28 protein-coding genes are annotated in these 26,573 nt (G+C 44.5%); 18 read left to right on the forward strand and 10 right to left on the reverse strand.

Features of this window, described 5'->3' with window-relative positions; all coding sequences use genetic code 11:
* Position 1 precedes the first annotated feature (1 nt).
* From SKC35_RS08940 to SKC35_RS08955, 4 genes are read left to right on the forward strand one after another with little or no spacing between them, the layout of a single operon-like run.
* Positions 2–871 (forward strand): sterol desaturase family protein, encoded by an 870-nt coding sequence (locus SKC35_RS08940; RefSeq protein ID WP_377979054.1) that lies wholly within the window; start codon positions 2–4, stop codon positions 869–871.
* The gene (locus tag SKC35_RS08945) at positions 871–1,644 is read left to right on the forward strand and encodes a (Fe-S)-binding protein (protein ID WP_377979055.1); all 774 of its coding nucleotides are present in this window, start codon (positions 871–873) and stop codon (positions 1,642–1,644) included. Before SKC35_RS08940 ends, SKC35_RS08945 begins: the two co-directional genes overlap by 1 nt.
* A gap of 3 nt (positions 1,645–1,647) precedes the next feature.
* A complete protein-coding gene (locus SKC35_RS08950) occupies positions 1,648–2,121 on the forward strand; it encodes a hypothetical protein (RefSeq protein WP_377979056.1) in 474 nt (157 codons plus the stop codon).
* A 1-nt stretch (position 2,122) separates the two neighbouring features.
* Complete coding sequence (locus tag SKC35_RS08955; protein WP_377979057.1) at positions 2,123–2,614, forward strand: GAF domain-containing protein; 492 nt, start codon at positions 2,123–2,125, stop codon at positions 2,612–2,614.
* Here the strand turns inward: SKC35_RS08955 and SKC35_RS08960 are convergent.
* The gene (locus tag SKC35_RS08960) at positions 2,611–3,270 is read right to left on the reverse strand and encodes a phosphatidylserine decarboxylase family protein (protein ID WP_377979058.1); all 660 of its coding nucleotides are present in this window, start codon (positions 3,268–3,270) and stop codon (positions 2,611–2,613) included. The genes SKC35_RS08955 and SKC35_RS08960 overlap by 4 nt on opposite strands.
* A 68-nt stretch (positions 3,271–3,338) precedes the next feature.
* Here SKC35_RS08960 and SKC35_RS08965 point away from each other — a divergent pair, with 68 nt between their 5' ends.
* Positions 3,339–4,757: a hypothetical protein gene (locus SKC35_RS08965; protein ID WP_377979059.1), complete on the forward strand. Its 1,419-nt coding sequence runs from the start codon at positions 3,339–3,341 to the stop codon at positions 4,755–4,757.
* On the opposite strand, the gene SKC35_RS08970 is transcribed toward SKC35_RS08965, so the two are convergent.
* Positions 4,754–5,299 carry a hypothetical protein gene (locus SKC35_RS08970; protein WP_377979060.1) on the reverse strand — a complete coding sequence of 182 codons (546 nt, stop codon included), beginning with the start codon at positions 5,297–5,299 and terminating at the stop codon, positions 4,754–4,756. The genes SKC35_RS08965 and SKC35_RS08970 overlap by 4 nt on opposite strands.
* Before the next feature lie 71 nt (positions 5,300–5,370).
* Between SKC35_RS08970 and SKC35_RS08975 the strand changes: the two genes are divergently transcribed.
* Positions 5,371–6,411, forward strand: a complete 1,041-nt coding sequence (locus SKC35_RS08975) for an acyl transferase (RefSeq protein ID WP_377979061.1) — start codon at positions 5,371–5,373, stop codon at positions 6,409–6,411.
* On the opposite strand, the gene SKC35_RS08980 is transcribed toward SKC35_RS08975, so the two are convergent.
* Positions 6,394–6,813 carry a molybdenum cofactor biosynthesis protein MoaE gene (locus SKC35_RS08980; RefSeq protein ID WP_377979062.1) on the reverse strand — a complete coding sequence of 140 codons (420 nt, stop codon included), beginning with the start codon at positions 6,811–6,813 and terminating at the stop codon, positions 6,394–6,396. The two genes, SKC35_RS08975 and SKC35_RS08980, sit on opposite strands and share 18 nt — an antisense overlap.
* Complete coding sequence (locus SKC35_RS08985) at positions 6,810–7,298, reverse strand: dihydrofolate reductase (protein ID WP_130894872.1); 489 nt, start codon at positions 7,296–7,298, stop codon at positions 6,810–6,812. Before SKC35_RS08985 ends, SKC35_RS08980 begins: the two co-directional genes overlap by 4 nt.
* Before the next feature lie 174 nt (positions 7,299–7,472).
* On the opposite strand from SKC35_RS08985, the gene carB reads away from it, so the two are divergent.
* Positions 7,473–10,307, forward strand: coding sequence for a carbamoyl-phosphate synthase large subunit (gene carB, locus SKC35_RS08990; RefSeq protein ID WP_377979063.1), 2,835 nt, complete (start codon positions 7,473–7,475; stop codon positions 10,305–10,307).
* A 1-nt stretch (position 10,308) separates the two neighbouring features.
* Positions 10,309–10,563: a DUF4834 family protein gene (locus SKC35_RS08995; protein ID WP_377979064.1), complete on the forward strand. Its 255-nt coding sequence runs from the start codon at positions 10,309–10,311 to the stop codon at positions 10,561–10,563.
* Here the strand turns inward: SKC35_RS08995 and purN are convergent.
* Positions 10,556–11,119, reverse strand: a complete 564-nt coding sequence (gene purN, locus SKC35_RS09000) for a phosphoribosylglycinamide formyltransferase (RefSeq protein ID WP_377979065.1) — start codon at positions 11,117–11,119, stop codon at positions 10,556–10,558. The genes SKC35_RS08995 and purN overlap by 8 nt on opposite strands.
* Before the next feature lie 52 nt (positions 11,120–11,171).
* On the opposite strand from purN, the gene bshA reads away from it, so the two are divergent.
* Positions 11,172–12,323 carry an N-acetyl-alpha-D-glucosaminyl L-malate synthase BshA gene (gene bshA, locus SKC35_RS09005; RefSeq protein WP_377979066.1) on the forward strand — a complete coding sequence of 384 codons (1,152 nt, stop codon included), beginning with the start codon at positions 11,172–11,174 and terminating at the stop codon, positions 12,321–12,323.
* Here the strand turns inward: bshA and folK are convergent.
* Positions 12,307–12,792, reverse strand: coding sequence for a 2-amino-4-hydroxy-6-hydroxymethyldihydropteridine diphosphokinase (gene folK / locus SKC35_RS09010; protein WP_377979067.1), 486 nt, complete (start codon positions 12,790–12,792; stop codon positions 12,307–12,309). The genes bshA and folK overlap by 17 nt on opposite strands.
* A gap of 30 nt (positions 12,793–12,822) precedes the next feature.
* On the opposite strand from folK, the gene SKC35_RS09015 reads away from it, so the two are divergent.
* Complete coding sequence (locus SKC35_RS09015) at positions 12,823–13,386, forward strand: YqgE/AlgH family protein (RefSeq protein WP_377979068.1); 564 nt, start codon at positions 12,823–12,825, stop codon at positions 13,384–13,386.
* Here SKC35_RS09015 and recG read toward each other — a convergent pair.
* On the reverse strand, positions 13,383–15,482 hold the full coding sequence (gene recG / locus SKC35_RS09020; RefSeq protein WP_377979069.1) for an ATP-dependent DNA helicase RecG: 2,100 nt from the start codon (positions 15,480–15,482) through the stop codon (positions 13,383–13,385). The genes SKC35_RS09015 and recG overlap by 4 nt on opposite strands.
* A 61-nt stretch (positions 15,483–15,543) precedes the next feature.
* Here recG and SKC35_RS09025 point away from each other — a divergent pair, with 61 nt between their 5' ends.
* The 4 genes from SKC35_RS09025 to SKC35_RS09040 are packed head-to-tail and all read left to right on the forward strand — an operon-like array spanning position 15,544 to position 18,302.
* Complete coding sequence (locus SKC35_RS09025) at positions 15,544–16,059, forward strand: NADH-quinone oxidoreductase subunit B (protein ID WP_130922779.1); 516 nt, start codon at positions 15,544–15,546, stop codon at positions 16,057–16,059.
* A 1-nt stretch (position 16,060) separates the two neighbouring features.
* Positions 16,061–16,540 carry an NADH-quinone oxidoreductase subunit C gene (locus SKC35_RS09030; RefSeq protein WP_377979070.1) on the forward strand — a complete coding sequence of 160 codons (480 nt, stop codon included), beginning with the start codon at positions 16,061–16,063 and terminating at the stop codon, positions 16,538–16,540.
* Positions 16,537–17,412: a glycosyltransferase family 2 protein gene (locus SKC35_RS09035; RefSeq protein WP_377979071.1), complete on the forward strand. Its 876-nt coding sequence runs from the start codon at positions 16,537–16,539 to the stop codon at positions 17,410–17,412. Before SKC35_RS09030 ends, SKC35_RS09035 begins: the two co-directional genes overlap by 4 nt.
* Positions 17,412–18,302: a glycosyltransferase family 2 protein gene (locus tag SKC35_RS09040; protein WP_377979072.1), complete on the forward strand. Its 891-nt coding sequence runs from the start codon at positions 17,412–17,414 to the stop codon at positions 18,300–18,302. Before SKC35_RS09035 ends, SKC35_RS09040 begins: the two co-directional genes overlap by 1 nt.
* On the opposite strand, the gene SKC35_RS09045 is transcribed toward SKC35_RS09040, so the two are convergent.
* Positions 18,292–19,197, reverse strand: a complete 906-nt coding sequence (locus SKC35_RS09045; RefSeq protein ID WP_377979073.1) for a glycosyltransferase — start codon at positions 19,195–19,197, stop codon at positions 18,292–18,294. The genes SKC35_RS09040 and SKC35_RS09045 overlap by 11 nt on opposite strands.
* A gap of 58 nt (positions 19,198–19,255) precedes the next feature.
* On the opposite strand from SKC35_RS09045, the gene SKC35_RS09050 reads away from it, so the two are divergent.
* The 3 genes from SKC35_RS09050 (at position 19,256) to nhaD (ending at position 23,646) form a co-directional block, all read left to right on the forward strand.
* Positions 19,256–21,091 (forward strand): ABC transporter ATP-binding protein, encoded by a 1,836-nt coding sequence (locus SKC35_RS09050; protein WP_377979074.1) that lies wholly within the window; start codon positions 19,256–19,258, stop codon positions 21,089–21,091.
* Positions 21,092–21,188: 97 nt separating this feature from the next.
* Entirely contained in the window at positions 21,189–22,391 is a 1,203-nt protein-coding gene (locus SKC35_RS09055) for a pyridoxal phosphate-dependent aminotransferase (protein ID WP_269008768.1), read from the forward strand.
* Between the two features lies 1 nt (position 22,392).
* Positions 22,393–23,646, forward strand: a complete 1,254-nt coding sequence (gene nhaD, locus SKC35_RS09060) for a sodium:proton antiporter NhaD (RefSeq protein WP_377979075.1) — start codon at positions 22,393–22,395, stop codon at positions 23,644–23,646.
* On the opposite strand, the gene SKC35_RS09065 is transcribed toward nhaD, so the two are convergent.
* Together SKC35_RS09065 and SKC35_RS09070 are read right to left on the reverse strand one after the other, a co-directional pair.
* The gene (locus SKC35_RS09065; RefSeq protein WP_377979076.1) at positions 23,643–24,314 is read right to left on the reverse strand and encodes a phosphatase PAP2 family protein; all 672 of its coding nucleotides are present in this window, start codon (positions 24,312–24,314) and stop codon (positions 23,643–23,645) included. The genes nhaD and SKC35_RS09065 overlap by 4 nt on opposite strands.
* Positions 24,314–25,618 carry a peroxiredoxin family protein gene (locus SKC35_RS09070; RefSeq protein ID WP_377979077.1) on the reverse strand — a complete coding sequence of 435 codons (1,305 nt, stop codon included), beginning with the start codon at positions 25,616–25,618 and terminating at the stop codon, positions 24,314–24,316. The genes SKC35_RS09065 and SKC35_RS09070 overlap by 1 nt, the downstream gene beginning before the upstream one ends.
* A 40-nt stretch (positions 25,619–25,658) precedes the next feature.
* On the opposite strand from SKC35_RS09070, the gene rsmH reads away from it, so the two are divergent.
* Positions 25,659–26,573, forward strand: a complete 915-nt coding sequence (gene rsmH / locus SKC35_RS09075; RefSeq protein WP_377979078.1) for a 16S rRNA (cytosine(1402)-N(4))-methyltransferase RsmH — start codon at positions 25,659–25,661, stop codon at positions 26,571–26,573.

Here is a 26,573-nt window from a genome sequence, read left to right on the forward strand (position 1 = left end):
GATGGGTCCTACTTTAATTTTATACGCCGTTCCATTTTTTCTTTTCACAGTTATTTTGGAATCCTATATCGTCTACAAGATGCACCGCGATTACGTGGAGGCGAAAGATTCGATGACGTCGATCGGTTTGGGTTTAGGGAATTTAGGCATTGGATTTGTGACGAAGGCGATTACATTCGGAGCGTCTTTCTACGTCTATAATAACTGGAAGTTGTTTGATTTAGGCCAAACCTGGCCCGTTTGGGTATTGGCTTTCTTCGGAGAGGATTTAACCTATTATTGGGTGCACCGCATCTCCCACGAGATTCGTTTTTACTGGGCTTCCCACATGGTGCATCATTCGTCACCTCATTATAATTTAGCCGCGGCCTTGCGCCAAACTTGGACAGGGAATCTGTCAGGCGGTTTTATCTTCTGGCTTTGGTTGCCTTTGATCGGGGTGCATCCGTTTATCGTGATGTTCTTCCAGCAAACGAGTTTGCTGTATCAATACTGGATTCACACGGAATTGATTAACAAGATGCCGCGTTGGTTTGAATATATCTTGAATACGCCGTCGCACCACCGTGTGCACCATGGAACGGATTTGGATTATTTAGATACGAATTATGCGGGGGTATTGATTATTTGGGATCGGATGTTTGGCTCTTTTGTTAGCGAAAATCAGCGCCCACAATATGGCTTAACCAAGCAGATTGAGAGCTATAATCCAGCAAAGATTGCTTTTTACGAATGGGTTCAAATCGTCAAGGATGTTGCCAACGCAAAAAGTATGAAAGCGGTGTTTGGGTATATTTTTGGTCCTCCAGGCTGGAGTGACGATGGAAGTAGATTAACGGTTACGCAAATGCGCGAGCAACAAAAGAAATAATGGAGACGATTAAAACGATGGCTGAGTTCGCCGCAGCGGGGGAGCAGCCGGAATTTCTTTTTTGGGTAGGATGTGCGGGTTCGTTTGACGACCGCCACAAGAAAGTGACGCGCGCCTTTGCGGAAATTTTGCAAAAGGTAGGCATCAGCTTTGCTGTCCTAGGTACAGAAGAATCGTGTACCGGTGATCCGGCGCGTCGTGCAGGAAATGAGTTTTTATTCCAAATGCAGGCCATGTCTAACATCGAGGTGCTAAACCTCTATGCCGTTAAGAAAATAGTGACGGCTTGCCCGCATTGTTTTAATACTTTAAAAAATGAATACCCTACGTTGGGCGGGAATTATGAGGTGATTCACCATAGCCAGCTTTTGGCAGAATTAATCAACTCAGGAAAAATAAAAGCTTCTGACGGTTCTTCCTTAGAGCAAGTTGCTTACCACGATTCCTGCTACTTAGGTAGAGGAAATGGGGTCTATGAAGCACCGCGCGAGATTATTTCCGGATTGAAAAAGGAACTAATCGAGTTAAAAAGTTGTAGAACAAAAGGCCTCTGCTGTGGAGCAGGCGGCGCACAAGTATTCAAAGAACCGGAAGCGGGCGGCGAAGACGTGCAGGTGAAAAGAGTCCAAGAAATGGTCGATTCTGGAGTCAGTAAAGTGGCCTTAGCATGCCCCTTCTGCATGGTCATGGTCCAGGACGGCCTGAATAAAGTAGGCAAAGAAAAACACATCCAAGTAGTAGATTTAGCTGAGTTAGTGCAGCAATCCATGTAATATATGTATTTACCGATTGAACAAATGCCCGATCATTCCCGCGTATGGGTCTATCAGGCGAACCGACCTTTTACCGCGTCAGAAACCCAAGCCATCCAGGACTATTTAGCGCCAGCCTTAACTCAATGGGCGGCACACGGAGCTGGATTAAATGCTTCCTTTGAGATTCGCTTTCAACAAGTGATCGTCATCGCGGTGGACGAAACCGTGAATGCGGCCTCCGGCTGCTCTATCGATGCGTCAACGCGCTGGTTCAAGGAGATGGGAACAAATCTAGGAATCGACTTCTTCGATCGCAGCACGGCGGTAGTGGAGGGCGAAGAACTTACCTTGATTCCGTTAACAGCGTTGAAAAACAATCCTTTGCTTTCGCCAGCTACCCAGATTATTCCATTGCAAACGGAATCATTAGGTGCTTACCGCGCGGGCTGGTTACAAGCCGCAAATACCACTTGGTTACAACGTTATTTCGCATAAGATGGCAGAGGATCTACTCAAAATCGAGGGAACGCGGGCAGAAAAATACACGTCCTTATATCCCCAAATTCAATCGCTCCTAGCTGGAGAAACCGACAAATACGCGAACCTAGCGAATATCGCGGCGGCGGTGCACGAGGTATTCGGCTTTTTCTGGGTAGGTTTCTACCTCACAAAGGAGAACCAATTAGTCTTAGGGCCATTCCAGGGTCCAGTAGCTTGCACTCGAATTCCCTTTCACAAGGGAGTTTGCGGACATGCGTATACCACAAAAGAAACGGTGTTAGTGCCGGACGTGGAGGCATTCCCAGGACATATAGCCTGTGCTTCCGCTTCGAAGTCAGAGATTGTATTACCAGCGATCGTGAAAGGCGAAGTCGTGCTCGTATTTGATCTAGATTCAGACCAATTAGCAGACTTTTCTGAGGTGGATCAGCAAGGACTAGAAAAAATAATTCGATTAATCGAGGAGTCTTGGACTTCTTGGGCCTAAGCTAATCGCGCAATCACCGTTTCGCCACCCACTGGTTTGTCGTCGATGTTTACGCAGATTTCTGCGTCTAAAGGCAAGTAGATGTCGATGCGGCTACCAAATTTGATGAATCCAAATTCCGTTCCCTGAACAACAGCATCCCCTTCTTTTGCATACCAACAAATACGTTTTGCAAGAGCTCCAGCAATCTGGCGGAATAGCACTTCTGTTCCATTTTCATGCTTCACAACATAAGTTGTGCGCTCGTTTTCGGTGCTTGATTTTGGGTGCCAAGCTACAAGGAATTTACCTGGGTGGTATTTGAAATAAGATACAATGCCCGAGATCGGGTTGAAGTTTACGTGTACGTTGATGGGTGACATGAAGATCGAAACCTGGCGGCGTGGACCTTTGAAATATTCTGTTTCGACCGTTTCCTCAATAACGACTACCTTGCCGTCAGCTGGAGCGATGATGTTTTTAGGGTCCAGCACCGTGTGGCGCTTAGGAACACGAAAAAACTGCAAGATGATTAAGTAAAATAAAGAGGTGATGACCACAATGGCCTCTCTTACATAGACATTTTCAGGAAAGAAATACGCAACCAGGCCATTAATACCTAATACGATGAGTAATGAAGTGAGTAATAGGGTCCGTCCTTCTCTATGTAATGTCATACGTTGAATGCTAAATAACCTTGTTAATTTACAAAATTAGTTATTTTTGGGGACGCAACCACAATAACATGCTAAAAAAAGCGAGTCTGTTCCTTCTGTTTTTCATCTTATTCGGCTTTTCGGCGCAGGCTCAGTTTATTAAATGGCAAGAGGAGAATTCCTCGAGTTTTTTACGACTGAATTTAAATTCCCACGAAATTTCGCGTTTTAACCCTAAAACAGGTTGGATGCGCCTAGACACTCTTCATACGGAGGATGTCGATTTTAAAGATTTAATGCCCACGTCTGAAGGGGTTGTTGAATTCAGAATTAACAAAACATCTACCTTCTATTTGACCATTCATTGTACGGGACAGGTCTATCTATTAGATAAGTCAAATTGGTCACTTAAGCGCTTAGATAAAACCTTTTACCGTGGGGCAAACTGTAAAAATAGTGTTTTTATGCGGGGGGATGAGTTGTATTCATTTGGTGGCTATGGGTTTTGGCATTCATCGAATATTTTAACCAAATATGATTTTATAGGGAAAGAATGGCTCTCTATCTCTGCGGATGGCGATGTTCCTGCCTCTATATTCGATGGGTTAGTAGGATATGCACCCAAAAAAGACCGTTTCTATGTATTGAGCACCGTGGAAATGAATGATACGGAGAAGAAAACGGCTTTCAATCGCGATTATGGGATGTATGAATACGATTTCTTTAATCAAAAATTCACGCGCATTGGGGAGGTAAAACTGCAGGAAATACGTGACTATCTGAATACGAAAGCGTCAAAGCATTATTATTTCACTGGTCGTTATTTTATTATTCCAGACAAGCCTAACCAAGAGTATCCTTACGATACGATGCTAATTATTGATATAGAGGATGGTTTCAAAGTGTATCAATGGACTAATCCGCACCGTATTTTCTTAAATACCCATGGTGGCGAAGAAGTGGAAACGTATATGCGAGTGAAAGGAGATAGTTTGATTTGGTCTAGCCAAATTGAGCGAACCGTTAATCGGGAATTAGCTTTTTCCCACTTGCTTATTAGTCAAGTTTTGCGCGAGTCTTCTTATTTAGGAACGTTAGACGAGAGTCCTTGGTATGAAAAGTTTTCAGTTGCCTTGATTTCGCTTGTTTCCGTATTGATCTTGCTGGTGGGTATACAACTCTACCGTCGATATCAACAAAACAAATTGAAGAAATCGATTCGGTTTATGCTTGGCGCAAATGAACGCCTGTTCTTGGACTTCCTAATTTTAAATTATGAACAGGGCTTTGTGAATGGTCATCAGATTATCGCCTTCTTTGGCAAACATAAAAGCTCTCCAGAATCTCAAAGGCAGTTTAGAGCCAAGTTAATCGAGAATTTTACCAAGACACTGGGTTTGATTTTTACGGATCAAGACATACTAGACGTACAATTAGATGAGCGGGATCAGCGGATGTTTACGTACCGTTTGCAACCAGAAATTTATAAAAAGCTGAAATCGCTTTAGTCTTTGAAAATAACGATGGGATCGGTTTCAATCGTATTACTTTGATTGAACGCATTATCCCGAATGAAAATCTTAAATTTTAACGTATCATTCTTTGCCGTAAACTGCGGGCTGTATCCTTTGTAGAAGGCGTACACAAATTGCGTTGAATAATCGATGCTACCTTCGATGGGGCCTGCTTTTTGATTTGGCTTGAAATTAAAATTCATCAAGCCTCCTAATGCCGGAGTGAACGTGATGGGAATAAAGACGCCATTCTTTTGCAACATGACCGCCACTTCGAAATTGCGAAAATCCTTGTACTTAGGATCCGATTTTAACTGGGCTTCCGTAAGCCCTAAATCGCCTTCCGCATCTTGGAAGTTAATGCTCATAATAACCGAATCGATTTTCGTCGTGCCTCCAAAACCATCATTACTCGATTTTGTGATCTTTTGAATCGACTTAAATGAAATCGCAGGTGTAGAGCTAAAACTAGGTTCTTGTACACAAGCACCCAGACTCAATAAGGTAATCGCTACAATTCCGATTAATTTTCGCATTGATTCATTGAAATTTTCAACAGTAAAGTTAATGATTTGCGTTAATTTTGCGCTACATCAGGTTAAATCAAATGGATCAAACGATCGCACAGGAAAGGGAGAGTTTAAAAAGTCGGGTCTTGCACATGCAGGCAGCTGATTTTGACGCGCTTGCTTTGGATGTGTTTCGTTATCAGTATGCGTATAATCCGCTCTACCAGCAGTATGTTCAACTATCCGGTGTATTGCCAGACAAGGTGGAGCATTGGACGCAGATCCCTTTTTTGCCGATTGAATTATTCAAAAATCACCAAGTTTTAACCGGTTCTGAGCCCGTTTTATTCTCTTTTGAAAGTTCCGGAACGACCGGTCAAATCCCCTCCAAACATCCCGTTTGTGATCCCGGATTCTACCAAGAAATTTCCAAAATTGCCTTTGAGCGGGAGTATGGATCACTCAGCGATTACCATATCTTTGCCTTGTTACCTTCCTACTTAGAGCGCTCGACTTCTTCGCTGGTCTTCATGATGGATCATTTTATCAAATCATCAGGGTCAGACTTGTCTGGTTTTTATTTGAATCAGTACGAAGAGCTGGTGCAAGCTTTGCGGAAAGCCTTGGCGACAGACAAGAAAGTTTGGTTGATGGGCGTGACCTTTGGTTTGTTGGATTTAGTGGATTCAGGTATTGATTTATCTTTCATGCAGGAGCATAAAGAACGCTTGATTGTGATGGAGACGGGTGGAATGAAAGGTCGCCGCGAAGAGTGGATTCGCGATAAGGTGCATGCCTATTTACAAGAAAAGATGGGACTGGATTCGATTGCTTCTGAATATGGGATGACCGAGTTGTTTTCGCAGGGTTATGCGAAATCTCAGGGGATATTTTCACCGGCTTATACGATGAGGGTTTGTTTGCGGGAGGTGGGCGATCCGTTTGCTCTAGTGACACAACCGCATAAAACGGGGGGGATTAAGGTGGCTGATTTAGGCAATATCGATTCCTGTTCCTTCATCGAAACACGGGATTTAGGTTCCTTAGAAGACGATGGGATCCGATTTAAAGTACTAGGCCGTTTCGATAATTCCGAAATGCGCGGATGCAGTCTGATGGTTTCAGGGATGGGGAACTAGCCACGATGAGCCGTCCTCGTAGAATTCATTTTTCCAAATAGGCACTTCTTGTTTCAAGGTATCAATCAACCATTCGCAGGCTTTGAAAGCTTCTGCACGGTGTACGGAGGTTACTCCAATCAATACGGCAATGTCTCCGATTTCCAAAGGACCCGTTCTATGAACTAAAGCGATACGCTCGATGGGCCATTTTTTAGCCGCTTGATCACATAATAATTCGATTTGCTTCAAAGCCATGGGAGGGTAGGCCTCCATCGTCAAAGCCTTGACCTCTTTTCCTTGATTCTTATTTCTGATGGTACCTATAAACAGACAAATGCCACCTGCCACCGGATCCTGCAAGAATTGGTAGTAGGGGTCGATCGAAATCGCTTCCGCGCTTAAGTCGATTTTGTGAATCATTTTCTACTGTAGGTCAAATAGCTATATTGATAGGTGTTTTTTTCATCTGTCACCCCGCGCTCTTTTTCCGTTACGGTCCATTGATCTGCGGAAATTTCAGGGAAAAACGCGTCTCCCTCGAAAATGTCATGCAGTTGAGTGACTAAAATCTGATCAGCTACCGCTAAGGAAAGCGCATAAATTTCAGCGCCACCCACGATGAAAATGTCTTCGCGGCTTAACGATTTTGCCTTTAAGATGGCCTCTTCGATGGAAGTCGTGCAGATGACGCCTTCGATTTGTAGGCCAGGCGTGCGTGAAATAACAATCGTGGTGCGATTAGGAAGTGGCTTTCCAATGGAGTCATAGGTTTTGCGCCCCATGATGATCACGTGACCCGTGGTTAAGGCCTTGAATCTTTTCAGATCCGCCGGCAAATGCCAAATCAGTTCATTGTTTTTTCCAATGACCCGGTTTTCATCAAAAGCAACGAGTATTTTTATCACGATTTCTACAATTTGTTGTCAAAAATAAGGGAAATTTTGGGTTCTGCCGAACCTTAACGAAAGTCTATTTTTTATTTTGCAAATCGACCTTAAAACGCTAACTTTGCACAATTTTGGAGCTTACCCAAGCAAGCCAAAAAACACATATCCTTTCAGAATTTAATTTATACCCCTGTGCCAAAAGATTCCTCGATTAAATCCGTCCTAATTATTGGTTCTGGTCCTATTGTGATCGGTCAAGCTTGTGAATTTGATTACTCTGGTTCCCAAGCCGCTCGTTCCCTGAGGGAAGAAGGCATCGAGGTGATCTTGATTAACTCTAATCCGGCGACGATCATGACCGATCCGATGAACGCGGATCACGTGTATTTGAAGCCTTTAGAGAAAGCGTCGATCATTCACATCTTAGAGAATCACAAAGTGGATGCCGTTTTGCCTACGATGGGAGGTCAAACAGCCTTGAACTTAGCGATCGATTGTGATGCGGCGGGGATTTGGGCCAAATATGGTGTGCGCATCATCGGTGTGGATATCAAAGCCATCGAAACGACGGAAGATCGCGAGAAATTCCGTTTGAAGATGTTAGAAATTGGGGTGGGGGTTTGTAAAGGACGCACCGCACGTTCGTTCCTGGAAGGAAAAGAGATTGCACAAGAAACAGGATTCCCGTTAGTGATTCGCCCATCGTTTACTTTAGGTGGAACGGGTGGCGGTTTCGTGCACGATCCGAAAGATTTTGATGCGGCCTTGAACAAAGGTTTGCATGCCTCTCCTACACATGAGGTGTTAGTAGAGCAATCCATCATGGGTTGGCAAGAATATGAATTAGAACTTTTACGCGATAATTTAGGCAATGTGATTATCATCTGTTCGATCGAAAACTTCGATCCGATGGGTATTCACACAGGTGATTCGATTACGGTAGCGCCAGCGATGACGCTTCCAGATACGATCTACCAACGCATGCGTGACATGGCCATCAAGATGATGAACGCCATTGGTCAGTTTGCGGGTGGATGTAACGTACAGTTCTCGTTGAATCCGGAAACAGATGAAATTATCGCGATCGAGATTAACCCACGGGTGTCTCGTTCTTCGGCTTTGGCCTCTAAAGCAACCGGATATCCGATTGCGAAGATCGCTGCGAAAATGGCGATCGGTTATAATTTAGATGAATTAACGAATGCGATTACGGGTACGACGTCTGCTTATTTCGAGCCGGCTTTAGACTACGTGATCGTGAAAGTGCCACGTTGGAATTTTGACAAATTCAAAGGGGCAGATCGCACCTTAGGATTGCAAATGAAATCAGTGGGTGAAACCATGGGTATCGGTCGTAATTTCCAAGAAGCCTTACAAAAAGCGTGTCAATCGCTAGAGATCAAGCGTAACGGAATGGGTGCAGATGGAAAAGAATTGCGCGATCAAGATGCGATTATGCACTCGCTTGCGAATCCGTCCTGGAACCGTTTGTTTCACATCTATGATGCCTTCAAAATGGGCATTTCGTTCAAAACGATTCAGCAATTAACAAAGATCAACAAATGGTTCTTGAACCAAATCGAGGATCTAGTGCGCGTGGAAAAAGAGATGGAGAAATATTCCATCCACAATATCCCTACGATTTTATTAGAGGAAGCGAAGCACAAAGGTTTCGCAGATCGCCAAATCGCTCACACGCTTCGTTGCCTAGAATCAGAAGTTTACGATAAGCGTAACGCGGTAGGTATCAAACGTATTTACAAATGTGTAGATACTTGTGCGGCGGAATTTGAAGCGAAGACTCCGTACTACTACTCGACTTTCGGTCAAGAAGGAGCATCGGCGGTTTTAGATAACGAATCAGTGTCCTCAGGACGTAAAAAAGTAGTTGTTTTAGGTTCAGGCCCTAATCGTATTGGTCAAGGTATTGAGTTTGACTACTCGTGTGTGCACGGCGTTTTAGCTGCGAAAGAAGCGGGTTACGAGACGATTATGATCAACTCGAATCCAGAAACAGTTTCGACAGACTTTGATATCGCAGATAAATTATACTTCGAACCGGTATTCTGGGAACACGTATATGATATCATCCAACACGAAAAGCCAGAAGGCGTTATCGTTCAATTAGGAGGCCAAACAGCCTTGAAATTAGCCGAAAAGCTTTCGAAATACGGCATCAAAATCTTAGGAACTTCGTTCGAGGCCTTGGATTTAGCAGAAGACCGCGGTGCATTCTCGAGCTTGTTGAAAGACTTGGATATTCCATACCCGAAGTTTGGTGTGTGTGAAGATGCAGACAATGCGGTGGCATTAGGTCGCGAATTAGGTTACCCATTATTAGTTCGTCCATCGTATGTATTAGGTGGTCAGTCGATGAAAATCGTCATCAACGAACAAGAATTAGAGCAACACGTGGTGGATATCTTACGCGATATTCCAGGCAATAAAATTTTATTGGATCACTTCTTAGAGAATGCGATCGAGGCGGAGGCAGATGCCATCTGCGACGGCGAAGACGTATACATCATCGGAATGATGGAGCACATCGAGCCAGCGGGTATTCACTCAGGTGACTCTCACTCGGTCTTGCCTCCATTCGATTTATCAGAGAATGTGATGAAGCAAATCGAAGATCACACGCGTAAAATTGCGGTGGCTTTGAAGACCAAAGGTCTGTTAAACATTCAGTTCGCCGTGAAAGACGAAGTGGTGTATATCATCGAAGCGAACCCTCGTGCTTCTCGTACTGTTCCATTCATTTGCAAGGCTTACCAAGAGCCTTACGTGAATTACGCAACGAAAGTAATGTTAGGGGACAAGAAGGTGAAGGATTTCAATTTCAAGCCGGTGAAAAAGGGATACGCGATCAAAATTCCGGTATTCTCTTTCTCTAAATTCCCGAACGTAAACATGGAATTAGGGCCAGAAATGAAGTCAACGGGTGAAGCAATCTATTTCATCGATGATTTGAAAGATGATTTCTTCCGCAAAGTATACGGTGAAAGAAACTTATATCTAAGTAGATAAGATGCTTAAAATAATTGCAATCATTTTAGTGATGGTGTATGTGGTGATGCCACTTCTTCGATTTTTGTTGAAGGGGTTCGTCATCACACAAGCGCATAAAATGATGTCTGAGCAAGAAATACGGGCGAAGCAAAACGCCGCGCGTGCACGTAAAGAGGGAAGTATTGATGTGGATTTTGTGCCACCATCAGCCTCTAAAACGAAGACTAAGCCAGCGGATGATGGAGATTATGTGCCTTACGAGGAAATTAAGTAGTAACAAGTGACTCGATCACCTTCGGGAAATCGCGGTGTTCTAACACTTGACCTTTTTTGGCAACATCTTCTGGAGTATCACTCGGTAAAACCTCGAAGGAACTTTGGAAAATCGTTCCGCCCTCATCATAATGCTCGTTCACATAGTGAATGGTAATCCCTGATTCCTTTTCGCCTGCAGCTACCACCGCCTCGTGTACAAAATGGCCATACATTCCTTTTCCGCCAAACTTAGGCAATAAGGCCGGGTGAATATTCACGATGCGTTGAGGGAAAGCTTTTACAAATTCGGCGGGGATTAACCACAAAAAGCCGGCTAAAATGATCCAATCCGTCCGTAAAGATTGAACTTCTTTCAACACCGTTCCGTTCTTGTAGGATTCTCTGTCAAACACGCGACATGGTATGCCTAATCGCTCCGCCCGTTGAATAATCCCCGCTGAAGGGTTATTGCAGTAAATATGAGTGATGCGAACCTGATCGGATCCTTTGAAATGTTCGATGATTTTTTCGGCATTAGAACCCGAACCAGACGCAAATAAGACGAGATTTTTCAAAGGTTATCAGTTGTTTACTACAAATTTACATTCTTTCAGCTAAATTTAAGGTATGAAAATAGGGATCGTTTGTTATCCGACGTATGGCGGAAGTGGTGTGGTGGCGACTGAATTAGGCAAAGCTTTGGCCTTAGCTGGTCACCAGGTGCACTTTATTACCTATACGCAACCCCCTCGTTTAGATATTTTCTCGGAAAATATCTTCTATCACGAGGTTTCGGTAGCGTCCTACCCCTTATTCGAATACCTCCCTTATGAGTCTGCCTTAGCCAGTAAAATGGTGGATGTGACGATCAACGAGAAGTTGGATTTAATCCACGTGCATTACGCGATTCCACATGCTTCGGCTGCGTATTTAGCCAAGCAAATTCTCAAATACAAAGGTATTCACGTGCCGGTCATCACGACTTTGCACGGAACAGATATCACTTTAGTGGGGCGTGATCCGTCTTTCGAACCGGTGGTTACCTTCTCCATCAACGAATCAGATGGAGTTACAGCGGTTTCAGAGAGTTTGAAGAAAGATACTTACGATGAGTTCGAGATCTTGAGTCACATCGAGGTTATTCCCAATTTTATTGACTTACATCGTTTCCAAAAACGTCCGCACGAGCACTTCAAAAAGTCCCTCTGCCCTAACGGGGAGAAGTTGTTAATGCACACGTCTAATTTCCGTGCCGTAAAACGTATAGAAGACGTAGTGCGTGTTTTTGCCTTAGTTCGTAAGAAGATTCCTGCTAAATTAGTGTTGATAGGCGATGGTCCTGAACGTTCCGGTATCGAGGCATTATGTCGCGAGTTAGAGGTGCAATGTGATGTCCGTTTCTTAGGAAAGATGGATGGGATTGAAGAGGCGCTTTCATTAGCGGATTTATTTTTGCTGACCTCTGAGAAAGAGAGTTTTGGACTAGCAGCTTTAGAAGCAATGGCCTGCGAAGTGCCTGTCATTTCATCGAATGCTGGTGGTATTCCAGAAGTAAATATCCACGGTGTGACGGGTTATGTAAGTGAGATAGGTGATGTGAAAGACATGGCTGCGAATGCCATCAAAATGTTATCAGATCCTACATTGCATGACCAGATGAAGGCGAATGCCTTAGCTCGGGCGAAGGAATTTGACATCGTTAAAATTCTGCCTTTGTACGAAAAGTATTACGAGCGTATTACCTCCAAAAGCTGGAAATTCCCTAAACAGAACGATTAACTTGGCTTTCGTCTGCGCAAGCCGCTAAAAGAGCCATCATTGATTTGCGCAATACCGGATCTTCAAATAAGGGTGCAATTTCTGCCAAAGGTGTCAAAATAAACTTGCGTTCCGCAATCCGTGGATGCGGGATACTCAAATCGGATTCTGCTATGATGACATCACCGTAATATAAAATATCAAGGTCAAGTGTTCTCGGCCCCCAACGTTCTTTGCGTTCCCTCCCAAATTGCCGTTCAATTTCGAGTAGTTCCGTTAAACAGGCTTCAGGTTTTAACGAAGTGCTTACGAGCACTACTTGGTTTAAGAAGTCAGCTTGGGGGATGGGACCCCAGGCTTCGGTTTGGTAAATGGAGGAGTAAACCGAGATTTTTCCTATTTTTTTTTCAATAAGCGGGTAGGCTCCCTCGAAAATTTCCCGGGTATTTCCTAGATTGCCGCCTAAAGAGAGGAAGAGATGCTGTGTCATTCCTTAAAATTACGAAAAAAGCGCGATGCAATGAGTTATACCGCAGATGATTTACAGCCAGGGATGCTTTTGCTGGCGGAACCTTTTCTAGAGGATCCGTCCTTTCATCGCTCGGTTATCTTACTTTGCGAGCATACAACGGCACATTCTTTTGGGCTAGTATTGAATAACAAACAAGAAATTGTGTTTGATTCCTTTGTGGACGAAAAGGTGTTAGAGGATGTTCCCTTATATTCAGGAGGGCCAGTGGATCCTACGATTATGCAGTTTGTGCACCGTAGGCCTGATTTAATTCCAGATGGCGTTTTGATAGGTCCAGGTATTTATTGGTCTGGGAGTTTCGAAGTCGCTATTGATAAAGTCGTGGCGGGAGAGATCGGATTCGATGAAATCAAATTCTTTATTGGGTATTCGGGTTGGGGAGCGGGTCAGCTGGAGCGCGAGGTGCGTTCGAATGCGTGGATTTTGCATCCAGGGAATGATAAATTGGTGTTTGATGAGCCACATGACCGGTTGTGGAGAAAGATTCTGCATGCCAAAGGCGGGGACTTTCGTGTCCTCTCCACCTATCCAGACGATCCCAATTTGAATTAAGAGATACGCGCCCAGTTGGTTGTGTCTTTACGCTGGGTTCTGACTTGCTCACGAATCATCGCGTATTCGGATTTTTCGAGGTTTGGATCTTCTTCTAAGATTTTTTGAGCCGTTTCTCGGGCTACTTTCAATATTTCACCGTCTTTAGCGAGGTCAGCGATCATGAGGTCGATGGCGCCACTTTGGCGAGTGCCGGAAATATCACCCGGTCCACGCAATTGCAAATCCACTTCGGCGATTTCGAATCCATTATTGGTTTTCACCATCGTTTCGATCCGTTTCTTCGTATCTGCGCTGATTTTGAAGCCGGTCATCAAGATGCAATAACTCTGTTCTGCTCCTCGACCTACGCGACCTCTTAGCTGGTGTAATTGAGATAAACCAAATCTTTCAGCGCTTTCAATCACCATAATGGAGGCATTGGGCACGTTTACGCCTACCTCGATCACGGTGGTGGCGACCATGATTTTGGTCTCGTTTTTCACGAAGCGAGCCATTTCAATGTCTTTATCTGCCGGCTTCATTTTACCGTGTAAGATCCCCAAAGGCACCTCTGGGAACGCCCGTGAAATACTTTCGTAACCATCCATCAAGTCTTTGAAGTCCATTTTCTCGGATTCTTCGATTAAAGGATAGACGATATAGATTTGGCGGCCTTTGCTGAGCTCACTTTGGATGAAAGCAAAGACTTGCAAGCGATGGGTATCGTAGCGGTGCGTCGTCTGAATGGGCTTGCGACCCACGGGTAATTCGTTAATTATCGAAATATCTAAATCTCCATAGAGCGTCATCGCTAAAGTCCTTGGAATCGGCGTCGCCGTCATGACTAAAATGTGGGGATGGAACGTTTTGTTTTTGTCCCAAAGCTTCGCCCGCTGCGCCACCCCAAACCGGTGTTGCTCATCGATGATGCACATTCCGAGGTTCTTGAATTGAACAGAATCTTCGAATAAAGCGTGCGTACCCACTAAAATCTGTAATTTACCTGACTGCAAATCTTCGTGCAATCCCACGCGGTCTTTCTTCTTGACAGAACCGGTCAGCTTCGCGATCGTGATGCCTAATAAATCCGCAAATTGTTTTAAACCTTGGTAATGTTGATCCGCCAAAATCTCCGTAGGCGCCATCAAACAGGCCTGAGCCCCATTATCAATCGCTAAAAGCATCGATATAAAGGCCACAATCGTCTTACCTGATCCCACATCTCCCTGCAACAAGCGATTCATTTGCTTCCCAGACCGCATATCGGCGAATATCTCCCGAATCACCTGTTTCTGTGCATTGGTTAATTCGAAAGGCATGTGTTCTTGGTAGAACGTCGTTAATAAGGCAGCTGAAGAGAAGACTTGTCCTGGGAAAGCGACTTTTCGAATCAAATTCTGCTTGATCAAGCGCAATTGATTGTAAAATAACTCCTCGAATTTCAGTCGGCGACGGGCCTGGTGAAGCCAGGTTTCGCTTTGGGGTAAATGAATATGGTATAAGGCCTCCTGCTTCGAAATCAACTTAAACTGGGAGGTAACATCCCCCGGTAAAGTCTCTCTTATGTAAGGAAACGCTATTTCTAGTAAGTTTTTTTGTAGGGTGGCGATCGCCTTGCTATCGATGTATTTCTTCCGAAGCTTCTCCGTCAAAGGATAAACGGGTTGGAAATACTTGCCCGATGCTTGTTCGCCTTTGTAGACCTCCATCTCTGGATGGGTCATCTGAATCGTGCCATTGAAGCTGGTCGGCTTGCCATAAAAGAGGTAGTCGACACCTGTATTCAAGGATTTTTCGAGCCATTTCACTCCCTGAAACCAAACGATTTCAATGCAGCCGGTCGCATCACAGACCTGTGCCACGATGCGTTGCCGGTGGCCAGCGCCTATTTTTTCTTTGAAACGAATCCGACCCACAAACTGGGCGTGGTCCATTTCGTCCGTGATGGAGGCGATGGGATGAACTACCGTGCGGTCCTCGTAACGGAATGGAAAATATTGAATCAAGTCACCGTAGGTAAACATTCCTAGTTCGGTCTGTAGCAACGTAAGCTTCGCAGGGGTCATCCCACGAAGTTTGGCTAAATCAGTATCGAAAAAAGGTACGAGTGACATGCACGAAAAATTTTGTGAATTTAGGTATATTTACAGAACGATTGCGAAAATAACCCCAAACATGAAGAGTTTTTTAGACCAAGAATTTGAATCCGACGGCTTTGTGCTCAGCAATGTCGAAGATTTATTTAATTGGGCGAGGGCGAGTTCGCTTTGGCCCATGAGCTTTGGTTTAGCGTGTTGCGCGATCGAAATGATGCAAGCCTTTGCTTCAGGCTACGATTTAGATCGTTTTGGGGTGTTTCCTCGTCCTTCCCCGCGTCAATCTGACGTGATGATTGTGGCCGGAACAGTGACCTTTAAAATGGCAGATCGGATTCGTCGTCTCTACGAACAAATGCCAGAGCCGCGGTATGTGATTTCTATGGGTTCTTGTGCGAATTGCGGTGGTCCTTATTGGGAACACGGCTACCACGTGGTGAAAGGAGTGGACAAAATTATTCCCGTGGACGTTTATGTTCCGGGATGCCCACCCCGTCCGGAAGCACTTTTAGGTGGCATCATTAAATTACAACAAAAGATCAGTCAGGAGACCCTTGTGGCTCCTACACGCATATTAGAAGCCTTAAACAAATAGGATGGAACTGTCAGCAATTCAATCATTCTTGCAAGCAGAATTTGGTTTTGAATCCCAGTGGGAGGAGGAATTAAGTCGTTTGACTTTGCCTGCGGAGCAGATATTGCCAGTTTGTGATTTTCTCTGGAAAAACCCAGCTACCTATTTTGATTCTCTTTCCTGCATCACGGCCATCGATCAAGGGCCAGAAGCGGGAAAAATGGAAGTTATTTATACGCTTTATTCCATCCCGAATCATATTACTTTGCATTTGCGGGTGATTTTAGAACGCTCGGCACCCGTGGTTTCTTCTGTATCTTCTGTCTGGAGAACGGCGGATTGGCACGAGAGAGAGGCCTTTGATTTCTTTGGTATTGAATTTACAGGTCATCCTGATTTACGCAGAATATTGCTTCCAGAAGACTGGGAGGGACATCCATTGCGTAAAGATTACGTGGAACAAACGAAATACCACGGTATTCAAGTGAAATACGATCGATGAAAATAGCCGGATTTACCTTTATACGGAATGCGGTAAAGAACGATTATGCCATCGTGGAAGCCATTACGTCGATTTTACCGATCTGCGACGAGTTCGTGGTGGCGGTAGGGGCGTCGGAAGATGAGACTTTGGCCTTAATTCAATCGATTCCGTCGGATAAAATCAAAATCGTGGAGACGGTTTGGGATGATTCCAAAAGAGAAGGCGGCGCCACATTTGCCTTAGAAACAGATAAAGCGCTTCAGGCCATTTCCAAAGACATCGATTGGGCTTTCTACATCCAAGGGGACGAATGCGTGCATGAGGCGGATTTGCCCATCGTGAAAGCGGCGATGGAGGCGAATTTGACTGATTCGAACATAGAAGGTTTACTCTTTCATTACCGCCATTTTTACGGTTCTTATGGCCACGTGGCGGTGTCACGGCGTTGGTATAGAAGAGAAATTCGGGTCGTAAAAATGCATCCAGGTGTTCATTCGTATAAGGATGCACAGGGTTTTAGAAAAGACGGCAAGAAGCTGAAAGTGAAATTAATTCCGGCTTATATTAACCATTATGGCTGGGTAAAACCGCCAGAAGGTTTGAATAATAAGGTGCGTAACTTCACGCAATTCTACCACGATGACGCTTGGTTAGCCGAAAATGTGCCGGCAGATTACCAATTTGATTACGGTAATGCGGAACGATTGTTCCGATTTGAAGGCACGCATCCAGCCGTGATGGCGGACCGAGTAGCGCGATCGAACTGGCCATTCTATTTTGATCCGGTCGAATTAGAAAAGAAAATGACCCTGCGTCGCAAGATTTTGCAGAAGATCGAAGACCTCACGGGGTACCGCGTAGGCGAGTACAAAAACTACCGCATGCTGTAATGGAAGAGTCGATTCAATTTTTCCCGGCATCTAAGGCGCCTAAAAAACCCTATTTCTCTATCCTCATTCCGAGCTGGAATAATTTGGCCTACTTGCAATTATGCATCGCGGCCATCCGAAAACACTCGAAGACTTCCTTTGAAATTATCTTGCACTTAAATGAGGCAAAAGACGGTTCCAAAGAATGGGTGGAATCCCAAGAAGATATCGCTTTTTCGTATAGCCCCATCAATGTGGGCGTTTGCTACGCGATGAACGCGATGGTCAAACTGGCTCGCGCGGATTATTTCTTGTATTTGAATGACGATATGTACGTGCTGCCTCATTGGGATGGTTTTCTGAAAGAAGAAATCGAACTCATCGGTCACACGGAATTCTTTTTATCGGCCACGGCAATAGAGCCCAAAGCCCAAAGTGCTTGTTCTATTCAGGCCGATTTTGGCCGCTCATTAGCCACTTTCGAGGAAGCGAGATTACTTGAAAGCTATGACTCATTCCCTTTTGCAGATTGGCAAGGAGCGACTTGGCCGCCCAATGTGGTGCACCGGTCGCTTTGGGATAAAGTGGGAGGCTATTCGAATGAATTTACGCCGGGAATGTATTCAGATCCCGATTTCTCTATGAAATGCTGGCAGGCGGGCGTTCGCTTGTTTAAAGGGATTTCGCGGAGTAGGGTTTATCATTTTGGGTCCATTTCCGTGAAGCGTGTGAAGCAAAACAAGGGATATTACCAGTTTATTCGCAAATGGGGGATGACTTCGTCTACCTTGTCAAAATACTACCTGAGACGCGGGGATACGTTCGATGGGCCTTTAGTGCAACGCCCGATTCCGTTAACGGTGCATTTGAAGAATCTGTATTACCGACTCAGTCTCCCTTTTAGAAAATAGAGAACAACAGTTTGAAGCTATATAGGAAACTGCCTAGCGCCGATTTTCCTTTATAGGCTAACATCGCTCGGTGGTGTGTAGCGACGGTGAAGAATCTTCGTATGCGGGCCGCGATGCCACCTGACGCAAAATCCTGAGCTAATGCCTGCAAAATTTCCCGTTCATCGCCGTCAGGACAGCGATCTGCGAGTAAATTAAGTCGCTTCACAATCCGAGCATTTCGCTCCTCTCTCGTGTTATAATTTTTCTTTCCTTTACTCAAGTCTGCCCCCATGGTATTGCTGCTGTGTTGGCGGTAATTCACTAAAGTCGCGGGGAAATAGCTAACTCCATTTAATGCAGCTGCGGCAAAACCCAGGATATAATCGTGCCCCACATAATCCGGAAAAGGCAACGCAATGTCGATGATTTCGCGCTTAAATAGCATCGCGTGCCCCATCGCTTTGGTCCCAAAAACGTAGTGCAAAGCTGTCGGATAATTGCACAGATGATTTCGATCAGAGAATTTACCTGTGCGCACGCCAGCAGCATCTGTCAAAGCAGAGTCTGCATAGATCATAGAATGCGAATCAATGGCACCGGCTAATAAGCTAATTTTATCAGATATCCACACATCATCCTGATCCGCTAGAGCGATCATTTTGCCTTTTGCAGCCCTGATTCCGGTTTCGAAAGTGGCTAGTAGGCCTTGATTGACAGGGTTTATTATCAAGCGAATTCGCGGGTCTCGCGAAACGTATTCCTGTAAAATAGCTAGAGTCTCGTCAGAGGAGGCGTCGTCCACAAATACAAATTCCAAAGACGGATAGCTTTGAGCTAACAAGCTGTCCACTTGCTCCCGGAGGTATTTTTCCCCGTTATAGGTGGCCATCACAATGGAAATTAAGGGCGACATTCGGATATTGTTTCTGAAAATTGTCGTAATTTGACCAAAATTTCGATAAAAAGCCGCATTGAAAACATATTTTCGCTTATTAAGCTACGCCGTTTCGATCCGCAAGTATGTATTTCCATACTTCGGGTTTTCCTTGCTAGCGAGTTTGTTCGGCATTCTTAATTTTACTTTGCTGATTCCTTTGTTGAATGTCTTGTTCAACCAATCAGCTCCTGAAAATATTCAGATTTACCGCGTTTTACCCGCTTTTTCGCTAACTCCCTCTTATTTTTCGTTCTTGTTTAACCACTATTTCTATGGTGCTTTGGAGGATTTTGGACGGATCGGAGCGCTGAAATATGCCTGTGGGGCGATTATGGTTTCGGTGATTTTGTCGAATTTCTTTCGGTATTTTTCCCAAAGAGTCCTAAAAACAGTCGAAGCCGATACGATTGCTTCTTTGCGTCAAGCGGTTTTTGAGCGAGCGATTCGCCTAGACCTTAGTTATTTCACAGAGCAGAAAAAGGGCAACCTGATGTCCCGTTTAACGACAGACGTTCAGGAAGTGGAGAATAGTATTGGCCGCGCCTTCACGGCAACTTTTAAAGAGATTTTTACGCTGGTTTTATTCTTCGTTTTTCTGGCGAGTATGTCGGTGAAGCTGACTTTGTTTTCGTTGATCATATTGCCCCTTTCGGGTTCAGTGATTGCGACGATTACAAGACGTTTACGTCGTGCAGCCGGAGAAGTGCAACAGCATTTGAGTGGAATTATCAGTTTGTTGGATGAGACCTTTGGGGCCATGCGAGTGGTGAAAGCCTTTCGGGCTGAGAAGATGATGGATGCACGTTTTCAAGCGGGGAATGATCGCTACCGAAATTCCTTGTTGAAGATGGTATTCCGCCAAGAACTAACATCCCCCACCTCTGAAAGTCTAGGCGTTTTAGTGGTTACAGGTATCTTATTATATGGCGGTAGTTTAGTTATTAGTGGAGAAGGTGAATTATCCGCTTCGACGTTTATCGCGTTTATTGCGACTTTTTCGCAGGTAATGCGTCCGGCGAAAGCCATCGCGGATGCGTTCAGTGGCATTCAGCGTGGGGTGGCTTCGGCTGATCGTATTATTGAAATATTGGATACGCAATCTGAAATTGTAGCAGAGGATCCGATTACGCAGGTGGATGAATTTACAGATAAAATTAGCTTCCAAAAAGTCGGTTTCGAATATGTGAAGGGGCGCTCTGTGTTGAAAGAAGTGAGTTTCGATATTCCTAAAGGAAAGACGATTGCCCTGGTGGGCGCCTCCGGTGGCGGGAAGTCTACGCTAGCGGATTTATTGCCGCGTTTTTACGATCCATCGTCGGGTATGATTACCTTGGATGGAATCCCTTTGAAAAACATTCCTTTGGACGACTTAAGAGGCTTAATGGGAATTGTGACCCAGGAATCGGTCTTGTTCAATGATACGATATTTAATAACATTGCCTTCGGGACGGAGGCTACTTTAGCAGAGGTTCAGGCCGCGGCGAAGATTGCGAATGCACACGATTTTATTTCGGCGAATCCGGAAGGCTACGAAACGATCATCGGAGATAGGGGCTCTAAATTATCTGGGGGCCAAAGACAACGCATCTCCATCGCCCGCGCCGTTCTCAAAAATCCTCCTATCTTGATTCTAGACGAGGCCACAAGTGCCTTAGACAACGAATCCGAAAAGTTAGTACAAGAGGCTTTGAGTCATTTGATGGAGAATCGCACGGTTTTAGTTATTGCGCACCGTTTGTCTACGATTCAACACGCTGATCAAATTTTAGTCGTACAACAAGGCGAAATCATCGAACGTGGGACTCACGAAGAATTGATGAAGATCGAGAAAGGGGCATACGCGGTTTTGGCACAAGGTATATCAGCCTAATTATTGCAAATTTTATTAGCATATCCGTCTGCAAAAAAGTAATTTTGCAGTCGATTTATATACTAAATTAATACCCAAATATTCGTTTCTAAATACCATGTCACAAGCACAATTAGCCCAAAGAATTCAAGCATTAGAAGAATCCTCTACTTTAGGGATGACGAAAAAAGCGCGCGAATTAGCAGCTCAAGGTCACAAAGTAATCAGTCTTTCCGTAGGAGAGCCGGATTTTAAAACACCAGCTCACATTTGTGAGGCAGCTAAAAAGGCGATTGATGATGGTTTTCACGGGTATTCACCGGTAGCAGGTTATCCAGACTTGCGTATGGCGATCGCGAATAAATTAAAGCGTGATAATAACTTAGAGTGGGGTTCAGAAAATATCGTGGTGAGCACGGGTGCAAAACATTCCTTAGCGAACGCGATTGCAGCTTTAATCAATCCAGGTGACGAAGTAATCATCTTCTCTCCATACTGGGTTTCTTACTCTGAGATGGTGAAATTAGCGGAAGGAACTTCGGTAATCGTTCAAGGTGCTTTTGATAATAACTTCAAAGTGACTCCAGAGCAATTCGAGGCTGCGATCACACCTAAAACTAAGATGGTGATGTTCGCATCTCCTAATAATCCAACAGGATCGGTTTACACAGAATCAGAGTTACGTGACATCGCAAACGTGGTAGCACGTCACGAAAATATCTTCGTCCTAGCGGATGAAATCTACGAATACATCAACTTCACACAAGGGGGGCACTTCTCGATCGGATCTATTCCAGAAATCAAAGAACGTGTGATCACGGTGAACGGTGTGGCAAAAGGTCACGCGATGACGGGTTGGAGAATTGGTTTTATCGCTGCGGCTAAATGGATTGCAGATGGTATCGAAAAATTACAAGGTCAAGTGACTTCAGGCACGAACTCGATCGCTCAAAAAGCGGCAGTCGCAGCCTTCAATGGTAGTTTAGATCACGCTTACGAAATGAAAGCGGCCTACGATCGCCGTCGTAAGTTAGTGGTAGAAAAATTACGTGAGATCCCAGGTTTCAAGGTAAATATGCCAGATGGCGCATTCTATGCGTTCCCAGATATTTCTTACTATTTCGGTAAAACAGATGGCACTACGCTGATCAAAGATTCAGATGATTTCTGTTCTTGGTTATTAGCGGATGCTTTTGTCGCTACAGTGGCTGGTTCAGGTTTTGGAGCACCGGATTGTATGCGTATTTCAACGGCTGCGGCAGATGAGCAATTAGTAGAAGCTTGCGATCGCATTAAAGCGGCCGTGGCTAAATTAAAATAAGATGGGAATCGCGTCCATAGTTATCTTCATTCTGGGCTATTTGGCCATTGCTTTCGAGCATCCCTTGAAGATAAACAAAACAGCCTCAGCTTTATTGACGGGCGTTTTAGTATGGACAGTTTATGCAATTTCTAAAGGAGATGCCTCTGAATTAGGTCATCACTTAGCGTCTACTTCGGAGATTTTATTCTTCCTGTTAGGTGCGATGACGCTAGTGGAATTAGTGGATGCCCACCAGGGTTTCTACTTCGTCTCTCGATTAATTAAAACAGATAAGGTGATTAAACTGCTATGGATAGTGGGTTTGATCACCTTTTTTATGTCTGCCGTTTTAGACAATTTGACCACGGCGATCGTGATGGTCACTTTGCTTCGGAAGTTGATCAGCAATAAAGAAACGCGTAAGTATTTTGTAGGAATCGTGGTCATCGCGGCGAACGCTGGTGGCGCCTGGTCACCCATTGGTGACGTAACGACGACGATGTTGTGGATAGGAGGTCAAATATCTGCCACAGGTATCATGCAGGGCTTATTTTTGCCTGCTTTAGTTTCCCTTGTTGTTCCTTTATTCATCGCTTCTTATGTGTTGAAAAAGGAATCCATTGGTCAACCAGTGGCATTAGAAGCTTTAAGTTCAACAGAAGAACGCGATGGAAAGATTATGCTTTTCGCTGGTGCAGGTTCATTAATAGGCGTTCCTGTTTTTAAAACGTTGACGCATTTGCCTCCCTATATGGGCATTTTATTAGCCTTAGGATTAGTGTGGATTTTGTCTGAACTCTTGCATTCAGAGAAAGATGAGGAGGCGAAGAAACACTTGAGTGTGGGATATGCGTTGACCAAAATCGATACTTCTAGCATTCTCTTTTTCTTGGGGATTCTTCTAGCGATTGGCGGTTTAGAATCCTTTGGCTATCTGCACGCGCTTTCAGATCAATTAGCACACGCATTAGGTAATCAAAACTTAATCGTCACCTTCATTGGATTAGCATCAGCGGTAGTGGATAATGTGCCTTTAGTGGCAGCTACGATGGGAATGTATACGTTGACCGATTTTCCGATGGATCACGAAATGTGGGAATACCTTGCATTCTGTGCAGGTACGGGTGGCAGTATCCTGATCATCGGATCTGCAGCTGGAGTTGCGGTGATGGGAATGGAGAAAATCGAGTTCGGCTGGTACCTGAAGAAAATAGGCTTCCTGGCCTTGCTAGGGTATTTCGCTGGGGCCGGTTTGTATCTATTATTGCACTAAAATCCAATCGACATACTCGCGCCGTAGTAAGCTGGGGCCACTTGAGGAGTCAAGGTAAAACGATTCAGCTTTTGCCACTGATGACGCACTTTAGGATATAAAATATAGGCTAATTCTGCCGAAGCTATACCAATCGCCGAACCCATTAACACATCTGTTACCCAATGTTTGTTATTAGCGATACGTAATGCTCCCGTTGCGGTCGCTATGGTATAGCCCGCTATCACAAACTCGGGATGTGTATCTCGGTATTCATGCGCTAAAACAGTCGCCCCGAAAAAGGCGGTGGCTGTATGTCCAGAAGAGAACGTTTTTTCCGTTCCGTCTGGTCTAGCCTCTGTGATCGCTGCTTTTAATCCTTGTGTAGTCGCTACATAAATTCCGGTACCTAGAAGAAATACTCCTGCTTGATCGAAAGCCTCTTCTTTATTCTTAAATTCAGCAATATTCAAGCCTACATACATCGCTGCAGGTCCGTATTGAATATAGTCATCCAGCGGAGTGACATGACCCTGGGCCACAATTTTCGTTTGAATTTGTTTGGCAAACGGATTATACGTCAATCCACTGGCGATGCCTAAAGCTAAGGGCGTCTTCCACTTTTTAAAAGAGGGTTTTTCTGCTTGCACAGAAAAGGTAATCAGGCATATTAGGGCGATGATTCTCATTATTTTTCAGCTAAAAGGCTTTGGATCGTATGTTCAAAATCGGAGATCCAATCGGCATAATATTTTCCCGTTCCAGGCCCAGAGAAGCCGGTGTGTATTTCTCGTACGATGCCTTTTTTGTCGATAATGAACGTAGTTGGATAGCCGTTCATTTTACTCAGCATAGGTAATACTTTCTCGATCGTTTTGTCCTCTGCCGTACCTGCAAAAAGCAGGGGATAGCTAATGCCGATTTTCTTTTGGAAATTATTAATCTTAGGCCCTGATACTGTGATGTCGGCTGAATTCTCAAAGGCAATGCCGATCACTTCTACGCCTTTGTCTTTGTATTTTGTATAGAAGGGGGCTAAATAACGAGATTCATCCAGGCAGTTCGGACACCATGATCCCATTAATTCAATCACTACGACTTTGTTTTTATAGCGATCATCTTGTAGGCTAATTTGTTCGCCTGAGGTAGTGGGTAATGTAAAATCGATACGGTCGAAACCCGGTTTTAAAAAGCTTAGTTTCTTTAAATCAGGTAAAGCTGCCGCTGGGTCTAATTTCCCATCAACCGTCCTAACCCCACTCAATCCAGAAGTAAATCGTCCCGTAAATTGTGAGCCACTTATTTTCGCGCGTAACATGTTAACCCCGCTTCCATCGAAATAGCTTAGAAACAAACTATCCCCGCTTACGTTGCCTTGCAAAAAGCGGTAGTCACCCGATGTACGTAGAAAAGTTCCAGTAACTTGGTTCCCTTTTTGTTCGAAAACACCCACACCAGGACTGTGGTTAGTGGCATCGCTAAAGAAGTCTGCCATCCACTTTCCGCTCACGTTTACGGTAGCAGGTTGTAGGTTAAGAAATCTGTCTGCTGGGCCTGCAAGCGCTGAAATGGGTAAGCGATAGGCGGTTTTTCCATTTCTTTTCTTGACGAAATAGCCTTTCATTTCAGTGGCTTTTGTCACTTGGAAAACGAGCTCAGCTTCGTATAGGTCAAAAGGGACGACTAATGAATCTGCTCTAAAATAGGATTCTCCTAACGTGGATTTCTCCGCACCATTTACCAGTTTGATATCTAAATTTCCCGTTTTTGAACCAGGATTAATTTCAAATTGAATGGGTAATTCGCCGCCATGTGTAGCAAGAGAAGCCCGCCAAAGTCCCGTAACAGGTGCTTGGGCTAAGCTCAATAAAGGAGCAAATAGGAGAGCAAATAAGGTCTTTTTCATCAGTGAATCCCGTAGGCGTTTGAACAAAGATACGGGTTCGAAACTTGTCACAAAAAAATCATATACAAATTCGTGAATTGATGGCATAGCCGAGGGATAATTTGTATTTTTGTTTTCATCCAAAATTATGCCAGAAAACACCTACCATACCTCCGTCATGTTGCACGAATGCATCGATGGTTTGCACATTGATCCAGCGGGAACCTATGTGGATGTGACCTTTGGTGGAGGAGGCCATTCGAAGGCGATTTTAGACAAGCTAGGACCAGAGGGAAGATTATTCTCCTTTGATCAGGATCCGGATGCTTGGGAACAAGCGGAGAAGATCGATGATGAGCGTTTGACGCTCATTACGGCTAATTTTCGCTATTTAGAAAAATATTTGCGCTTGCATCGCGTGAAGCAGGTGGATGGGATTTTGGCGGATTTCGGAGTGTCGTCCTTTCAGTTAGATGCGCCGGAACGTGGATTCTCCATTCGTTTTGATGGCCCCTTGGATATGCGAATGGGACCTTCAGCGTCGATGACTGCGGCGGAGTTGTTAAACAGCTATTCGGCAGATGAATTACAGCGCATTTTAGGGATGTATGGGGAGGTGAAGAATGCGCGGACTTTGGCCCAAGCAATCATTCAGGCCCGTACCCGAAAAGCCTTAGAAACAACGCAAGAATTTAAAGAAATTTTGAATAAATTAGCTCCTAAACACCGCGAGTTTAAATACTTCGCACAGGTCTTTCAGGCGATTCGAATTGAAGTGAATCAGGAGTTAGCCGTAATCGAGGAATTTTTAGCCCAAGCACCTGCTATTTTGAAGCCGGAAGGAAGATTGGTGATTATGTCTTTCCATTCATTGGAAGATCGCTTAGTGAAGAATTTTATCAAAGCCGGAAATGTGCAAGGGAAAGAGGATAAGGATTTATTTGGGGTAGTGCATCGTCCACTAGAGTCTGTGATTCGAAAGCCGATTACGGCCTCAGAAGAAGAATTGAAATTGAATCCGCGCTCTCGAAGTGCGAAATTAAGAATAGCGTCTAAATTATAA

Origin of the sequence: Aquirufa originis, from assembly GCF_042714495.1 — a bacterium.
Taxonomy (GTDB): Bacteria; Bacteroidota; Bacteroidia; order Cytophagales; family Spirosomataceae; genus Aquirufa; species Aquirufa originis.

Excerpts from the sequence above, each read along its gene's own strand:
- SKC35_RS08940 (WP_377979054.1), top strand. The coding sequence starts at position 2 with ATGGGTCCTACTTTAATTTTATACGCCGTTCCATTTTTTCTTTTCACA.
- SKC35_RS08945 (WP_377979055.1), top strand. The coding sequence starts at position 871 with ATGGAGACGATTAAAACGATGGCTGAGTTCGCCGCAGCGGGGGAGCAG.
- SKC35_RS08950 (WP_377979056.1), top strand. The coding sequence starts at position 1,648 with ATGTATTTACCGATTGAACAAATGCCCGATCATTCCCGCGTATGGGTC.
- SKC35_RS08955 (WP_377979057.1), top strand. The coding sequence starts at position 2,123 with ATGGCAGAGGATCTACTCAAAATCGAGGGAACGCGGGCAGAAAAATAC.
- SKC35_RS08960 (WP_377979058.1), bottom strand. The coding sequence starts at position 3,270 with ATGACATTACATAGAGAAGGACGGACCCTATTACTCACTTCATTACTC.
- SKC35_RS08965 (WP_377979059.1), top strand. The coding sequence starts at position 3,339 with ATGCTAAAAAAAGCGAGTCTGTTCCTTCTGTTTTTCATCTTATTCGGC.
- SKC35_RS08970 (WP_377979060.1), bottom strand. The coding sequence starts at position 5,299 with ATGCGAAAATTAATCGGAATTGTAGCGATTACCTTATTGAGTCTGGGT.
- SKC35_RS08975 (WP_377979061.1), top strand. The coding sequence starts at position 5,371 with ATGGATCAAACGATCGCACAGGAAAGGGAGAGTTTAAAAAGTCGGGTC.
- SKC35_RS08980 (WP_377979062.1), bottom strand. The coding sequence starts at position 6,813 with ATGATTCACAAAATCGACTTAAGCGCGGAAGCGATTTCGATCGACCCC.
- SKC35_RS08995 (WP_377979064.1), top strand. The coding sequence starts at position 10,309 with ATGCTTAAAATAATTGCAATCATTTTAGTGATGGTGTATGTGGTGATG.
- bshA (WP_377979066.1), top strand. The coding sequence starts at position 11,172 with ATGAAAATAGGGATCGTTTGTTATCCGACGTATGGCGGAAGTGGTGTG.
- folK (WP_377979067.1), bottom strand. The coding sequence starts at position 12,792 with ATGACACAGCATCTCTTCCTCTCTTTAGGCGGCAATCTAGGAAATACC.
- SKC35_RS09015 (WP_377979068.1), top strand. The coding sequence starts at position 12,823 with ATGAGTTATACCGCAGATGATTTACAGCCAGGGATGCTTTTGCTGGCG.
- recG (WP_377979069.1), bottom strand. The coding sequence starts at position 15,482 with ATGTCACTCGTACCTTTTTTCGATACTGATTTAGCCAAACTTCGTGGG.
- SKC35_RS09025 (WP_130922779.1), top strand. The coding sequence starts at position 15,544 with ATGAAGAGTTTTTTAGACCAAGAATTTGAATCCGACGGCTTTGTGCTC.
- SKC35_RS09030 (WP_377979070.1), top strand. The coding sequence starts at position 16,061 with ATGGAACTGTCAGCAATTCAATCATTCTTGCAAGCAGAATTTGGTTTT.
- SKC35_RS09035 (WP_377979071.1), top strand. The coding sequence starts at position 16,537 with ATGAAAATAGCCGGATTTACCTTTATACGGAATGCGGTAAAGAACGAT.
- SKC35_RS09040 (WP_377979072.1), top strand. The coding sequence starts at position 17,412 with ATGGAAGAGTCGATTCAATTTTTCCCGGCATCTAAGGCGCCTAAAAAA.
- SKC35_RS09045 (WP_377979073.1), bottom strand. The coding sequence starts at position 19,197 with ATGTCGCCCTTAATTTCCATTGTGATGGCCACCTATAACGGGGAAAAA.
- SKC35_RS09055 (WP_269008768.1), top strand. The coding sequence starts at position 21,189 with ATGTCACAAGCACAATTAGCCCAAAGAATTCAAGCATTAGAAGAATCC.
- nhaD (WP_377979075.1), top strand. The coding sequence starts at position 22,393 with ATGGGAATCGCGTCCATAGTTATCTTCATTCTGGGCTATTTGGCCATT.
- SKC35_RS09065 (WP_377979076.1), bottom strand. The coding sequence starts at position 24,314 with ATGAGAATCATCGCCCTAATATGCCTGATTACCTTTTCTGTGCAAGCA.
- SKC35_RS09070 (WP_377979077.1), bottom strand. The coding sequence starts at position 25,618 with ATGCCATCAATTCACGAATTTGTATATGATTTTTTTGTGACAAGTTTC.
- rsmH (WP_377979078.1), top strand. The coding sequence starts at position 25,659 with ATGCCAGAAAACACCTACCATACCTCCGTCATGTTGCACGAATGCATC.